This is a genomic window from Pseudomonas sp. Teo4, assembly GCF_034387475.1.
Taxonomy (GTDB): Bacteria; Pseudomonadota; Gammaproteobacteria; order Pseudomonadales; family Pseudomonadaceae; genus Aquipseudomonas.
Genome location: NZ_JAXCIL010000001.1, coordinates 85876 through 100932 on the forward strand (window position 1 = coordinate 85876; position 15057 = coordinate 100932).

Consider the following 15057-nt stretch of genomic DNA (forward strand, 5'->3'; position numbering starts at 1 on the left):
CCATGTCCGCACGCCTGCTCTATGTGATGGACCCGATGTGCTCCTGGTGCTGGGGTTTCGCACCCGTGGCCGCGGCCCTGATCGCCCAGGCGCGTGAGGCTGGCGTGTCGACGCGCCTGGTGCCGGGCGGTCTGCGCACCGGCGGCAGCGCCCTGGACGCGTCCACCCGCAAGTACATCCTCGAGCATTGGCAGGCAGTGGCCGAGGCCACCGGGCAACCGTTTCGTTTCGACGGGGCGATGCCTGACGGTTTCGTCTATGACACCGAGCCGGCATGCCGCGCCCTGGTGGCCGCCCGCGAGCTGGACGCCGAGCGCGTCTGGCCGCTGCTGGCACTGATCCAGCGCTCGTTCTACGAGCAAGGTGTGGATGTCACACGGGCCCCGCAACTGGTCGAGCTGGCTGAGCAGGCTGGTTTCGACCGCGAGCGTTTTGCCCAGCACTTCGCTGGCCACGACATCCGCACTGCCACCGCGGCCGATTTCAGCTGGGTGCAAGACTTGGGCATTGCTGGCTTCCCTACCTTGCTTGCCGAGCGCAATGGGCAACTGGCCTTGTTGACCAACGGCTACCAGCCGCTGGAGCGCCTGCAACCCTTGCTTGGCCGCTGGCTACAGCAGGCCGTCTGTGCTTGATGTGCCAGGGTCACCCGACCCTGTGCCGGGGAAACCCACTTCTGTGGCCGATCGGCTGAGCTGGGCGGAAATCCGCCGCCTGGCCCTGCATCACAAGAAACAGCTGTGGTCCGCCAACCTGGTGGCGGTGCTGGCTGCCTGCTGCAGCGTGCCGATTCCGCTGTTGCTGCCATTGCTGGTGGACGAAGTGCTGCTTGGCCACGGCGATGCCGCGCTGAAGTGGATGAACCATCTGCTGCCTGCCGGTTGGCAAGTGGCGGCGGGCTACATCGGCTTGATGCTGGTGGCCACGCTGTGCCTGCGCCTGGCCGCGCTGGCCTTCAACGTCATCCAGGCCAAGCTGTTTGCCGGGCTGGCCAAGGACATTGTCTATCGCCTGCGCATCCGCCTGATCGAGCGCCTCAAGCGCATTTCCTTGAAAGAATACGAAAGCCTCGGCAGCGGCACCGTGACCACGCACCTGGTCACCGACCTGGACACCCTCGACAAGTTCGTCGGCGAAACCCTCAGCCGCTTCCTGGTCGCCATGCTCACCCTGACCGGCACCGCCGCCATCCTGATCTGGATGCACTGGCAGCTGGCCTTGCTGATTCTTTTGTTCAACCCGCTGGTGATCTATTTCACCGTACAGCTGGGCAAACGCGTCAAACACCTGAAGAAACTTGAGAACGACAGCACCTCCCGCTTTACCCAGGCGCTGGCCGAAACCCTCGACGCCATCCAGGAGATACGTGCCGGCAACCGTCAGGGCTACTTCCTCGGCCGTCTCGGCCTGCGTGCCCGGGAGGTGCGTGACTACGCCGTGGAGTCGCAGTGGAAAAGCGATGCCAGTGGCCGCGCCAGTGGCCTGCTGTTCCAGTTCGGTATCGATATCTTCCGGGCTGCGGCCATGCTCACGGTGCTGTTCTCGGACTTGTCGATCGGCCAGATGCTGGCGGTGTTCAGCTACCTGTGGTTCATGATCGGCCCGGTGGAGCAGCTGCTGAACCTGCAGTACGCCTACTATGCCGCCGGTGGTGCCCTGAGCCGGGTCAACGAGCTGCTGGCACGTGACGACGAGCCGCAGTATCCCGCGGCCTGCGACCCGTTCGCCGGGCGTGAAACGGTGGGCATCGAAGTGCGCGACCTGCGCTTCGCCTATGCCGACGAGCCAGTGCTGGATCATCTCGACCTGGCCATTGCGCCGGGCGAAAAGGTGGCCATCGTCGGTGCCAGCGGTGGGGGCAAGAGCACGCTGGTGCAGTTGTTGCTGGGCTTGTACAGCGCCCAGGCCGGCACCATTCGTTTCGGTGGCGCCAGCTTGCAGGAAATCGGCCTGGAAACACTGCGCGAGAACGTGGCGGTGGTATTGCAGCACCCCTCGCTGTTCAACGATACCGTGCGTGCCAACCTGACCATGGGCCGCGAGTGCACCGATGAAGCCTGCTGGCAAGCGCTGCGCGTGGCCCAGCTGGATACCACCATTGCCGCCTTGCCGCAGGGCCTGGACAGCGTGGTCGGCCGTTCCGGGGTTCGCCTTTCAGGCGGTCAGCGTCAGCGCCTGGCCATCGCCCGCATGGTATTGGCCGAGCCCAAGGTGGTGATTCTCGACGAGGCCACCTCGGCCCTGGATGCGGCCACCGAATACAACCTGCATCAGGCCCTGTCGCACTTCCTGCGCGGTCGCACCACGCTGATCATCGCCCACCGCCTCTCGGCGGTGAAGCAGGCCGATCGCGTGCTGGTTTTCGATGGTGGGCATGTGGCCGAGGATGGCGGGCATCAGCAACTGATCGCCGAAGGTGGGTTGTACGCCAAGTTGTACGGGCATCTGCAGCAGACCTGATAACCCTGTCCATGGGGAGTCCTTGTGCTGACTGTACCGGCCTCATCGCCGGCAAGAACAACAAAAAATTCCCATTTTCCACCCCTAAAAAACCCCGCCAAACAGATGGCAAATGGCCTACGCTGTGCTTGTCTGGGTTGATCAAAGCCTTATCTGCTCTGCGACAGGGATTACATGAAGGGAAAACGGACTCTCGAAGCGCCAAAGCTACTGGGTATCATCTGGCCCTTCATCGCTGTTGTGGTCTTCCAGGTGTTGCTGGGCAGTCTCAGCCTTTATGCGCTGTCGGCCGTGCGCGCCTATGTGGCGGGTGAAAGCCTGTGGTCCAAGGCCCAGAAAGACGCCATCTACTACCTCAACTTGTATGCCGACAACCGCGATGTGCACACCTTTGAGCGCTATCGCCAGGCAATCAAAGTCCCCCAGGGCGACCACGAACTGCGCGTGGTGCTCGACCAGCCCGAGCCAGACCTGGACGCGGCACGCCAGGCCATCCTCCAGGGCGGCAACCATCCCGAGGATGTCGACCGCATCATCTGGTTCTACCGCAACTTTCGCCAGATCAGCTACATGCAGCGGGCAATCGCGTACTGGGATATCGGCGATGCCTACCTGAGCCAGCTGGATGTGCTGGCCAGCGAGATGCGCGAGGGCTTCGCGGCGGCGGTGGTCGATCAGCGCCAGGTGAGCGATTGGAAGGCCCGCATCGTTGCCATCAATGAAGGCGTGACCCCGGCGGCCAAGGCGTTCAGCGATGCCTTGGGCGAAGGCTCGCGGATGCTGCTGCGGGTGCTGCTGGTCACCAATCTGCTGACCGCGCTGTTTCTCATCAGCATTGCCTGGCGCCGTTCCAGCAAGCTGCTGGCCCAACGGCAGGCCTTTGCCAGCGCCCTTCAGGAAGAGAAAGAGCGCGCCCAGATTACCCTGCAGGCGATTGGCGACGCGGTGATTACCACCGATGTCGACGGCTGCATCGGCTACATGAACCCCGCTGCCGAACAGCTGACCCACTGGCAGGCCGGGCAGGCCCAGGGCTTGCCGCTGTCGGCGCTGTTCAGCCTGGTGGACGAACACGCCGACCAGGACAGCGCCACCCTGGTCGAACAGGTAGTCAATGGCAGCCTCAAGGGTGGTGCCGAGCATGCCAGGCTGATCCAGCGCCTGGACGGCAGTACGGTGTCGATCAACCTGGTCGGCTCGCCCATCATCAACGAGGGGCAAGTGGCCGGTATCGTGCTGGTACTGCACGACATGACCCAAGAGCGCCAGTACATTGCCAATCTGTCCTGGCAGGCGACCCACGATGCCCTGACCGGCCTGGCCAACCGCCGCGAGTTCGAGTACCGCCTTGAGCAAGTACTCAACGACCTGGCGCGGCAGAACGGACGGCATTCGCTGATGTTCCTCGACCTCGACCAGTTCAAACTGGTCAACGATACCTGCGGCCACGCGGCTGGCGACGAGTTGCTGCGGCATATCTGCGCGGTGCTGCAAGCCTGCCTGCGTGAAGGCGACACCCTGGCCCGCCTGGGTGGCGACGAATTCGGCGTGCTGCTGGAGAACTGCCCGGCCGAGCAGGCCGAACGCATTGCCGAACACCTGCGCCAGAGCGTGCAGAGCCTGCATTTTGTCTGGAAGGGGCGCCCCTTCGTCACCACCGTGAGCATTGGCCTGGTGCACATGGCCCAGGCCCCCGGCACCCTCGAGGCATCGCTGCGGGCGGCCGACATGGCCTGCTACATGGCCAAGGAGAAGGGCCGCAACCGCGTGCAGGTGTACCACGTCGATGACAGCGAACTGTCCATGCGCTTTGGCGAGATGGCCTGGATCCAGCGCCTGCATGTGGCTCTGGAAGAAAACCGCTTCTGCCTGTATGCCCAGGAAATCGCCGCGCTCAAGACCATCGAGGGCCCTGGCCACATCGAAATTCTGCTGCGACTGCACGATGAAAGCGGACGCACCATTCTGCCTGACAGCTTCATACCGGCGGCCGAGCGCTATGGCTTGATGACGGCCCTGGACCGCTGGGTAGTGCGCAATGTATTCCAGGTCATTCGCCAATGCCTGGATGAAGGGCGGGAAGGGCCGTTGTCGATGTGCGCGATCAACTTGTCGGGTTCCAGTATCGGCGATGACAAGTTCCTGGAGTACTTGCAAAGGCTGTTTACCGAATATGCCATACCTCCACGGTTAATCTGTTTTGAAATAACCGAAACCAGTGCTATCGCCAACTTGGGTAGCGCCATTCGCTTTATCAATGAATTGAAAGGATTGGGCTGTAAGTTCTCGCTGGACGACTTCTGCGCCGGAATGTCGTCATTCGCCTATTTGAAACATTTGCCTGTAGACTTCCTGAAGATCGACGGAAGTTTTGTCAAAGATATGCTCGATGACCCGGTTAACCGTGCCATGGTCGAAGTGATCAACCACATCGGGCACGTCATGGGTAAGCGCACTATTGCCGAGTTTGTCGAAACGCCGTTGATCGAACAGGCCTTGCAGGAGATCGGCGTGGATTACGCCCAGGGCTATCTGATCGAACGTCCGCAGGTGTTCACCTGCGACAGTCTGCAACGCCAACGGATTGCCGCGAGACCCCTGTTGCACAGGGCGCCGGGAACCTTTCGCTGAATTGTCCCGAAAATCACAAGGATCAAGGAGCTGAACGTGATTGACGCATTTATTCGTATCGGGCCATTGATGGACCCGGCCAGTTACCCGCAATGGGCTCAGCAACTGATTGAAGAGTGTCGTGAAAGCAAGCGCCGGGTGGTCGAGCATGAGTTCTATGAGCGTCTGCGCGACGGCCAGCTGAAGTCATCCACCATTCGCCAGTACCTGATTGGTGGCTGGCCGGTGGTCGAACAGTTCTCCTTGTACATGGCCCACAACCTCACCAAGACCCGCTATGCCCGTCACCCCGGTGAGGACATGGCGCGGCGCTGGTTGATGCGCAATATACGGGTAGAGCTGCACCATGCCGATTACTGGGTGAACTGGTGCCAGGCCCATGGCATTCACCTGCACGAGTTGCAGGCACAGGAAGTACCGCCCGAGCTGAACGGCCTGAATGACTGGTGTTGGCGTGTGTGCACTACTGAATCGCTGGCCATTGCCATGGCGGCGACCAATTACGCTATCGAAGGGGCCACCGGGGAGTGGTCGGCGGTGGTTTGCTCGACCGACACCTATGCCCAAGGCTTCCCGGAAGAGCAGCGCAAGCGCGCCATGAAGTGGCTGAAGATGCACGCCCAGTATGACGATGCCCACCCCTGGGAGGCGCTGGAGATCATCTGCACTTTGGCCGGTGAGAACCCGACGCTGGGGCTGCGCAATGAACTGCGCAAGGCGATTTGCAAGAGCTACGACTGCATGTACCTGTTCCTGGAGCGGTGCATGCAACTGGAAGGGCGTCAGCAGGGGCGGCTGCGTCCGGCGTTGGCGGCGGGTTGAGTCTTGCGGTTTGGGGCTGCTTTGCAGCCCATCGCAGGCTTCGCCAGCTCCCACAACTGCAGGATTGACAGCTACCTGGCGATGGATGCCCCCAAGGATTGGATGCGCGTCCAACTTATTGATTCGTGTCCAACTTATTGGGGTAGTCGAGGCTTGTGGGAGCTGGCGAAGCCTGCGATGGGCTGCAAAGCAGCCCCAGATGTTACTGCGCGTTGAACGCCTGCCCGTTCACCCCAGTGCTGTCCGGCCCCATCAGGTACAGATACACCGGCATGATCTCTTCAGGCAGCGGGTTGTTCTGTGGGTTCTCGCTCGGGTAAGCCTGGGCCCGCATCGCCGTGCGCGTGGCCCCTGGGTTGACGCTGTTGGAGCGCACCGGTGCAACGCCATCGAGCTCGTCGGCCAAGGTCTGCATCAGCCCCTCGGTGGCGAACTTCGAGACCCCGTAAGCCCCCCAATAGGCCCGGCCCTTGCGCCGACGCTGCTGGACGTGAACACCACGGAGGCGTCCTCGGACAGCTTGAGCAGTGGCAGCAAGGTGCTGGTGAGCATGAACATGGCGTTGACGTTGATGTGCATCACGCGCATGAAGTTGTCACCCGACAGCTGTTCCAGCGGCGTGCGCGGGCCAATGATCGAAGCATTGTTGAGTAGCCCGTCCAAACGGCCGAACTGTTCCTCGATCATTGCCGCCAGCTCGTCGTACTGGTGGGGCAGGGCGGTTTCCAGGTTGAACGGGATCACCACTGGCTGTGGGTGACCGGCCGCTTCGATCTGGTCATAGACCTCGTTGAGGTTGGCCTCGGTCTTGCCCAGCAACAGCACGGTGGCGCCCAGGGCCGCATAAGCCTTGGCGGCGGCGGCACCGATGCCGCGGCCGGCGCCAGTGACCAGAATGATGCGGCCCTTGAGCAGATCCGGGCGGGCGGTGTAGTCGAACATTGGTCTGTCCTTCGAGTTCGTGGGGGTGACACTGGCTCCCACAGGGGCATTGATCGGCGTTCAGCAGCCGCACAGCGCGCTGTCGATCACCTTGCGCAGTTCCAGCGGGTGGTCCACCACCACGTCGGCACCCCAGTTGTTCGGGTTGTCCTCTGGATGAATATAGCCATAGCGTACCGCCGCCGTGCGGGTGCCGGCATCACGGCCCGACTCGATGTCGCGCAGGTCGTCGCCGACGAACAAAACGCTGGCCGGGTCCAGGTTCAGCGTCTTGCAGGCCAGGATCAGCGGCTCGGGGTCGGGTTTGCTGTTTTTCACGTGGTCCGGGCAAATCAGCAGAGCCGAGCGCTCGGCCAAGCCCAGGCGCTGCATGATCGGCTCGGCGAAACGCACCGGCTTGTTGGTAACCACGCCCCACAGCAGGTTGCCTTTCTCGATGTCGGCCAGCAGTTCGCCCATGCCGTCGAACAGCTTGCTGTGCACCGCGCAGTCACGCTGGTAGCGTTCCAGGAACTCCAGGCGCAGGGCCTCGAAGCCCTCGGCCTCAGGGTCCATGGCGAAGGTGGCGGCGACCATGGCGCGGGCGCCACCGGAAATCACGTCACGGATGCATTTGTCATCGATGGCCGGCAGGCCGCGCTCGGCGAGCATGGCCTGGCAGATGGCGATGAAGTCCGGCGCCGTGTCGAGCAGGGTGCCGTCCATGTCGAAGAGTACCGCTCGCAAACGCATGCTCATTCCTCGCGCAGGGTCTGGATCATGTAATTGACGTCGACGTCGCTGCTGAGCTTGTAGTGCTTGGTCAGCGGGTTGTAGGTCAGGCCGATGATGTCTTTGACTTCGAGGCCGGCGACGCGGCTCCAGGCGCCCAGTTCCGATGGGCGGATGAACTTCTTGAAGTCGTGGGTGCCGCGCGGCAGCATCTTGAGGATGTACTCAGCGCCGACGATGGCCAGCAGATAGGCCTTCGGGTTGCGGTTGATGGTGGAGAAGAACACCTGGCCGCCGGGCTTGACCATGCGGTAGCAGGCACGAATCACCGAGGACGGGTCCGGAACGTGTTCGAGCATTTCCAGGCAGGTGACCACGTCGAACTGCTCGGGCATCTCTTCGGCCAGGGCTTCGGCAGTGATCTGCCGGTATTCGACCTGCACACCGGATTCCAGCTGGTGCAGTTGAGCGACCGCCAGCGGGCTTCGCCCATGTCGATGCCGGTGACGGTGGCGCCACGCAGGGCCATCGCCTCGCTGAGGATGCCGCCGCCACAGCCCACGTCCAATACCTTCTTGCCGGCCAGGCTGACACGTTCGTCGATCCAGTTGACCCGCAGCGGGTTGATGTCGTGCAGCGGCTTGAACTCGCTTTCGCGGTCCCACCAGCGGTGCGCCAAGGCTTCAAACTTGGCGATTTCGGCGTGGTCGACGTTGCTCATGTGAACAGTCCTCTGAAACTTCGCTAAATTGCGCGGGAGTATACCCGAGCGCCCGGGGCTGAGGGTCGCTATAATCGTTCGCTTTTGACATTGAAACGACGGGGAGAGGCGATGCGCGAGCGACTTTTGGCGGCGGAGAAGGTGATCGGGATGCGCTGGCAGGACGGCACCCTGCACCTGCTCGACCAGCGTCTGCTGCCATCGCAAGAGTGCTGGCTGACCTGCGACAATGTCACACAGGTGGTCGACGCGATTCGTGACATGACCGTGCGCGGCGCCGCCGCCATCGGCATTGCCGCGGCCTTCGGCCTGGTTCTGGCGCTGCGTGAGCGCCTGGCGGCCGGCGGTGACTGGGAAATCGACCTGGAGGAGGACTTCCTCAACCTGGCCGAGGCACGGCCGACCGCTGCCAACCTGTTCTGGTCGCTCAACCGCATGCGTGAGCGCCTGATGCGCGTACGCCCCGAGGAAAACGTGCTGACGGCGCTCGAGGCCGAAGCGGTGGCCATTCTTGAGAGTGACCGCGAGGCCAACCTGACCATGGCTCAGTACGGTATCGAGCTGATCCGTCGTCATCAGGGCAACGAACAGACGCTGCTGACCTACGGCAACGCTGGCGCGCTGGCCAGTGGCGGCTTCGGTACCGCGCTTGGGGTGATTCGCGCTGGCTACCTGGAGGGCATGGTCGAGCGGGTTTATGCCGGCGAAACGCGCCCCTGGCTGCAGGGCTCGCGCCTGACTGCCTGGGAGCTGGCCAGCGAGGGTATTCCGGTGACCCTCTGCGCCGATTCGGCCTTGGCCCACCTGATGAAAAGCAAGGGCATCACCTGGGTGGTGGTCGGCGCCGACTGCATCGCCGCCAACGGTGATGTGGCCAGCAAGATCGGCACCTATCAGCTGGCGGTCAGCGCCATGCACCATGGTGTGCGCTTCATGGTGGTGGCGCCGAGCACCAGCATCGACCTGAACCTGGCCACCGGCGAGGACATTCCGCTGGAAGAGCGAGACGCCGACGAGCTGCTGGATTACGCCGGTACGCGTGTGGCGCCGGATGTGGAAGTGTTCAACCCGGTGTTCGATGTAACGCCTGCGGACCTGATCGATGTGATCGTGACCGAGAAAGGCATCGTCGAGCGGCCGGATACCGCCAAGCTGGCGCAGTTGATGTGTCGCAAGCGGTTGCATTGATTGGGGTAGGGTGATGGTGATTTAGCGCCTGGGGGATCGCGCGCCGCCCGCGCGGCGCATCGCGAGCAAGGCTCGCTCCTACGTTTGTTTCGGGCCAGTTATGCCTGTGGGATTTGCGCGCGAACGCCTTGGCGCATGGCTTGATATCGAGTCGTACACACAAGGCGGTCGCGCGCGCCTGTCACAGACGTTACTGGCCGTACACAAACGTAGGAGCGAGCCTTGCTCGCGATGCGCCGCGCGGGCGGCGCTCGATCTCGCTGACGACACACCACTCGCGCCGAACCCTGTGCCACATCTCCCCACCGTCACTGCCTTTGTGATAACATCCGGCAGTTTCCAAGACCGCCCATGACGGCGGCCTTCATTGCGCAAGTCCATGGCTCAACTCATTGATTTGTCGTATGTCGTCGCACCCTTATGCGCTGCGGCGGCGAGCTTCGTTCGGCCCTTGATGGAGGCTGCGAAGTTTCACCAGAAAAAGGAATCAGGCTTCTCATGGGCGAACTGGCCAAAGAAATCCTCCCGGTCAATATCGAAGACGAACTGAGACAGTCTTACCTCGACTACGCGATGAGCGTGATTGTCGGGCGAGCGCTGCCCGATGCGCGTGACGGCTTGAAGCCCGTGCATCGTCGCGTCCTCTTTGCGATGAGCGAGCTGGGCAACGACTGGAACAAACCGTACAAGAAATCCGCCCGTGTGGTCGGTGACGTGATCGGTAAGTACCACCCGCACGGCGACACTGCGGTCTACGACACCATCGTGCGTATGGCCCAGCCGTTCTCGCTGCGCTACCTGCTGGTCGACGGCCAGGGCAACTTCGGTTCGGTGGACGGCGACAACGCCGCAGCCATGCGATACACCGAAGTGCGCATGGCCAAGCTGGCCCACGAGCTGCTGGCCGACCTGCACAAGGAAACCGTCGACTGGGTGCCCAACTATGACGGCACCGAGCAGATCCCGGCGGTCATGCCGACCCGTATCCCCAACCTGCTGGTCAACGGTTCCAGCGGTATTGCCGTGGGCATGGCAACCAACATCCCGCCGCACAACCTGGGTGAGGTCATCGACGGCTGCCTGGCGCTGATCGACAACCCGGAAGTCACCATCGATGAGCTGATGCAGTACATCCCGGCCCTGACTTCCCCACTGCCGGCCTGATCAACGGTCGCCAGGGCATCATCGAGGCCTATCGCACCGGTCGCGGCCGCATCTACATGCGCGCCCGCTCCGAGGTCGAGGACATCGACAAAGCAGGTGGCCGCCAGCAGATCGTGGTCACCGAGCTGCCGTACCAGCTGAACAAGGCGCGCTTGATCGAGAAGATCGCCGAGCTGGTCAAAGAGAAGAAAATCGAAGGCATCACCGAGCTGCGTGACGAGTCCGACAAGGACGGTATGCGCATCGTCATCGAGCTGCGTCGCGGCGAGATGCCGGAGGTGGTGCTGAACAATCTGTATCAGCAGACCCAGCTGCAAGCCGTGTTCGGTATCAACGTGGTTGCGCTGGTCGATGGCCGTCCGCGTCTGCTCAACCTCAAGGACCTGCTCGAAGCGTTCGTCCGTCACCGCCGTGAAGTGGTGACCCGCCGTACCGTGTTCGAGCTGCGCAAGGCACGTGAGCGTGGCCACATCCTTGAAGGTCAGGCTGTTGCGCTGTCCAACATCGACCCGGTCATCGCCCTGATCAAGGCCTCGCCGACGCCGTCGGAAGCCAAGGAAGCGCTGATTTCCAAGGCCTGGGAATCCAGTGCCGTGCAGGTGATGGTCGAGCGCGCGGGTGCCGAGTCCTGCCGTCCTGAAGACCTGCCGGAGCAATACGGCCTGCGCGACGGCAAGTACTACCTGTCGCCAGAACAGGCCCAGGCCATTCTGGACCTGCGCCTGCACCGCCTGACGGGTCTGGAGCACGAGAAGCTGCTGGCCGAGTACCAGGAGATTCTCGAGCAGATCGGCGAGCTGATCCGCATCCTCAGCAGCGCCCAGCGCCTGATGGAAGTGATCCGCGAAGAGCTGGAAGCCATTCGCGCCGAGTACGGCGATGCCCGTCGTACCGAAATCCTCGATGCCCGTCACGACCTCAACTACGGCGACATGATCCCGGAAGAAGAGCGCGTGGTGACCATTTCCCACGGTGGCTACGCCAAGACCCAGCCGCTGTCGGCCTACCAGGCCCAGCGCCGCGGTGGCAAAGGCAAGTCGGCGACTGGCGTGAAGGACGAGGACTACATCGAGCACCTGTTGGTCGCCAACAGCCACGCCACCCTGCTGCTGTTCTCCAGCAAGGGCAAGGTGTACTGGCTCAAGACCTACGACATTCCCGAAGCGTCCCGTGCCGCCCGTGGCCGTCCGCTGGTCAACCTGCTGCCGCTGGAAGAAGGTGAGCGCATCACCGCCATGCTGCAGATCGACCTGGAAGCGCTGCAGCAGAATGCCGACCCGGACGAAGAGCTGGAGGATGGCGATGACGGCGTGATCGAAGGCGAAGTGATCGAGGCCGAGGAAGTCGACGAAGAAGATGGCGATACCCCGGAATGGGTCGCCGAACCTACTGGCGCCTACATCTTCATGGCCACTGCTTCCGGTACCGTCAAGAAGACCCCGCTGGTGCAGTTCTCCCGTCCGCGCTCCAACGGCCTGATCGCCCTGAAGCTCAAGGAAGGTGACACCCTGATCGCCGCGGCCATCACCGATGGTGCCAAGGAAGTCATGATGTTCTCCGACGCCGGCAAGGTGATCCGCTTCGCTGAAAGCGTGGTGCGCGAAATGGGCCGTACTGCCCGTGGTGTGCGTGGCATGAAGTTGGGCAAGGGTCAGCGAATCATCTCCATGCTGATTCCTGAGTCCGGCGCGCAGATCCTCACCGCCTCCGAGCGTGGCTTCGGCAAGCGCACCCCGCTGTCCAAGTTCCCACGTCGCGGTCGTGGCGGCCAGGGTGTTATCGCCATGGGCACCAAAGGCCGTAACGGTCTGCTGATCGGCGCCATCCAGGTTCAAGAAGGCGAAGAGATCATGCTGATCTCCGACCAGGGACCTTGGTGCGTACACGGGTTGGCGAAGTTTCCAGCCTGGGTCGGAACACCCAGGGCGTGACCCTGATCAAGCTGGCCAATGACGAGACGCTGGTGGGCCTGGAGCGTATCCAGGAGCCGTCCGAGGAAGAAGTCGATGAACTCATCGAATCTGACGAGGAGGGCGTCGAAGCCGATGCGCCGGATGCGGCAGACGATGACACTGCGGGCGCCGAAGAGGCACCGCAGGAGTAAGCAAGCGTAAAACCCGAACGGGGCGACCAAGTCGCCCCGTTTGACTGATTGAGGGCCATAGGCAAGCGCAGCGCCCTGTGGCATCGAAGAATTACGATTTTGTTCTATTTGGCAGAGCGAGAGTGGATGTGAGCAAACGAGCCTTTAACTTCTGCGCAGGCCCTGCCGCGCTTCCGGATGCTGTCCTGCAGCGCGCCCAGGCAGAAATGCTGGACTGGAATGGCAAGGGCCTGTCGGTGATGGAAATGAGCCATCGCAGCGACGACTATGTGGCCATCGCCGAGAAGGCCGAGCAGGACCTGCGTGACCTGCTGTCCGTCCCCTCGAACTACAAGGTGCTGTTCCTGCAGGGTGGTGCGAGCCAGCAGTTTGCCGAGATCCCGCTGAACCTGCTGCCGGAAAGTGGCACTGCCGACTACATCGAAACCGGCATCTGGTCGAAAAAGGCCATCGAGGAAGCCCGTCACTTCGGTAACGTCAACGTGGCCGCCAGCGCCAAGCCATACGATTACCTGGCCATTCCAGGTCAGAACGAATGGAACCTGACCAAGAGCGCGGCCTACGTCCACTATGCGTCCAACGAGACCATCGGCGGCCTGCAGTTCGACTGGGTGCCCGAGACCGGTGATGTGCCACTGGTGGTCGACATGTCCTCCGACATTCTCTCGCGCCCGATCGATGTCTCGCAGTACGGCCTGATCTACGCCGGCGCCCAGAAGAACATCGGCCCAAGCGGCCTGGTGGTGGTCATCGTCCGTGAAGACCTGCTGGGCCATGCCCGCAGCAGCTGCCCGACCATGCTCAACTACAAGGTCGCGGCTGACAACGGCTCGATGTACAACACCCCGGCCACCTATTCCTGGTACCTCTCGGCCTGGTCTTCGAGTGGCTCAAGGAGCAAGGCGGCGTCGAGGCCATCGAGCAGCGCAACCGTGCCAAGAAAGACCGCCTGTACGGCTTCATCGACGCCAGCGAGTTCTACACCAACCCGATCAGCCACAACGCCCGTTCGTGGATGAACGTGCCGTTCCGTCTGGCTGACGAGCGCCTGGACAAAGCCTTCCTGGCCGGTGCCGACGCCCGCGGCTTGCTGAACCTCAAGGGCCACCGCTCGGTGGGCGGCATGCGCGCCTCGATCTACAACGCCCTGGGCCTGGAAGCGGTTGAAGCCCTGGTCGCCTACATGGCTGAATTCGAGAAGGAGCACGGCTGATGTCCGATCAAGAGCTCAAGGCTCTGCGCGTACGCATCGACAGTCTCGACGAGAAGATCCTCGAGCTGATCAGTGAGCGCGCCCGCTGCGCCGAAGAAGTGGCGCGGGTCAAGACCGCCTCGCTGGCCGAAGGCGAAAAACCGGTGTTCTATCGCCCCGAGCGTGAGGCTGCTGTGCTCAAGCGCGTGATGGAGCGCAACAAGGGCCCGCTGGGCAACGAAGAGATGGCGCGGCTGTTCCGCGAAATCATGTCGTCCTGCCTGGCCTTGGAAGAACCGCTGAAGATTGCTTACCTGGGCCCTGAAGGTACCTTCACCCAGGCGGCGGCGATGAAGCACTTCGGCCATGCAGTGGTCAGTCGCCCGATGGCGGCTATCGACGAAGTGTTCCGTGAAGTGGCGGCCGGTGCCGTCAACTTCGGCGTGGTGCCGGTGGAGAACTCCACCGAGGGCGCGGTCAGCCACACCCTGGACAGCTTCCTCGAGCACGACATGGTGATTTGCGGTGAGGTCGAGCTGCGTATTCACCACCACCTGCTGGTGGGCGAGAACACCAAGACCGACAGCATCACCCGCATCTACTCCCATGCGCAGTCGCTGGCTCAGTGCCGCAAGTGGCTTGATGCGCACTACCCGAATGTCGAGCGCGTGGCGGTTTCAAGCAACGCCGAGGCGGCCAAACGGGTCAAGGGTGAGTGGAACTCGGCGGCCATCGCCGGCGATATGGCGGCGAACCTGTACGGCCTGACCCGTCTGGCCGAGAAGATCGAAGACCGTCCGGACAACTCCACGCGCTTCCTGATGATCGGTAATCAGGAAGTGCCGCCGACCGGCGACGACAAGACCTCGATCATCGTCTCGATGAGCAACAAGCCGGGTGCCCTGCACGAACTGCTGGTGCCGTTCCACGAGAACGGTATCGACCTGACCCGCATCGAAACCCGCCCGTCGCAGCGGCAAGTGGACCTACGTGTTCTTCATCGACTTCGTCGGCCACCACCGCGACCCGCTGATCAAGGCGGTGCTGGAGAAGATCAGTCAGGAAGCCGTGGCGCTCAAGGTGCTGGGCTCGTATCCGAAGGCGGTGCTTTGATCGAAAATG

The 15057-nt window shown here is 62.5% G+C and carries 6 protein-coding genes and 5 pseudogenes; 8 read left to right on the plus strand and 3 right to left on the minus strand.

The window, feature by feature from the left end:
* Positions 1-2 precede the first annotated feature (2 nt).
* The 4 genes from PspTeo4_RS00515 to PspTeo4_RS00530 all read left to right on the plus strand — a co-directional run bounded on the left by PspTeo4_RS00515 (position 3) and on the right by PspTeo4_RS00530 (position 5913).
* Positions 3-635, plus strand: coding sequence for a DsbA family protein (locus PspTeo4_RS00515; RefSeq protein WP_322361886.1), 633 nt, complete (start codon positions 3-5; stop codon positions 633-635).
* Positions 628-2460, plus strand: a complete 1833-nt coding sequence (locus PspTeo4_RS00520; protein ID WP_322361887.1) for an ABC transporter ATP-binding protein — start codon at positions 628-630, stop codon at positions 2458-2460. The genes PspTeo4_RS00515 and PspTeo4_RS00520 overlap by 8 nt, the downstream gene beginning before the upstream one ends.
* A gap of 174 nt (positions 2461-2634) precedes the next feature.
* Entirely contained in the window at positions 2635-5091 is a 2457-nt protein-coding gene (locus tag PspTeo4_RS00525; protein ID WP_322361888.1) for an EAL domain-containing protein, read from the plus strand.
* A 36-nt stretch (positions 5092-5127) separates the two neighbouring features.
* Positions 5128-5913: a TenA family transcriptional regulator gene (locus tag PspTeo4_RS00530; RefSeq protein WP_322361889.1), complete on the plus strand. Its 786-nt coding sequence runs from the start codon at positions 5128-5130 to the stop codon at positions 5911-5913.
* A 202-nt stretch (positions 5914-6115) separates the two neighbouring features.
* Here PspTeo4_RS00530 and PspTeo4_RS00535 read toward each other — a convergent pair.
* The 3 genes and pseudogenes from PspTeo4_RS00535 to ubiG all read right to left on the minus strand — a co-directional run bounded on the left by PspTeo4_RS00535 (position 6116) and on the right by ubiG (position 8287).
* Positions 6116-6855, minus strand: a pseudogene (locus tag PspTeo4_RS00535) (YciK family oxidoreductase).
* Positions 6856-6915: 60 nt separating this feature from the next.
* On the minus strand, positions 6916-7587 hold the full coding sequence (mupP, locus tag PspTeo4_RS00540; RefSeq protein ID WP_322361890.1) for an N-acetylmuramic acid 6-phosphate phosphatase MupP: 672 nt from the start codon (positions 7585-7587) through the stop codon (positions 6916-6918).
* A gap of 2 nt (positions 7588-7589) precedes the next feature.
* A pseudogene (gene ubiG, locus PspTeo4_RS00545) lies at positions 7590-8287 on the minus strand (bifunctional 2-polyprenyl-6-hydroxyphenol methylase/3-demethylubiquinol 3-O-methyltransferase UbiG).
* A 111-nt stretch (positions 8288-8398) separates the two neighbouring features.
* Between ubiG and mtnA the strand changes: the two are divergent.
* From mtnA to pheA, 4 genes and pseudogenes are all read left to right on the plus strand, one after another.
* Positions 8399-9475 (plus strand): S-methyl-5-thioribose-1-phosphate isomerase, encoded by a 1077-nt coding sequence (gene mtnA / locus PspTeo4_RS00550; protein ID WP_322361891.1) that lies wholly within the window; start codon positions 8399-8401, stop codon positions 9473-9475.
* A gap of 498 nt (positions 9476-9973) precedes the next feature.
* A pseudogene (gene gyrA, locus PspTeo4_RS00555) lies at positions 9974-12743 on the plus strand (DNA gyrase subunit A).
* A gap of 128 nt (positions 12744-12871) precedes the next feature.
* Positions 12872-13956, plus strand: a pseudogene (gene serC / locus PspTeo4_RS00560) (3-phosphoserine/phosphohydroxythreonine transaminase).
* A pseudogene (pheA, locus tag PspTeo4_RS00565) lies at positions 13956-15048 on the plus strand (prephenate dehydratase). The pseudogenes serC and pheA overlap by 1 nt, the downstream one beginning before the upstream one ends.
* The last annotated feature ends 9 nt before the right edge of the window (positions 15049-15057 follow it).

Coding starts and splice junctions, on each gene's coding strand:
- PspTeo4_RS00515 (WP_322361886.1), top strand. CDS start 3: ATGTCCGCACGCCTGCTCTATGTGATGGACCCGATGTGCTCCTGGTGC.
- PspTeo4_RS00525 (WP_322361888.1), top strand. CDS start 2,635: ATGAAGGGAAAACGGACTCTCGAAGCGCCAAAGCTACTGGGTATCATC.
- mupP (WP_322361890.1), bottom strand. CDS start 7,587: ATGCGTTTGCGAGCGGTACTCTTCGACATGGACGGCACCCTGCTCGAC.
- mtnA (WP_322361891.1), top strand. CDS start 8,399: ATGCGCGAGCGACTTTTGGCGGCGGAGAAGGTGATCGGGATGCGCTGG.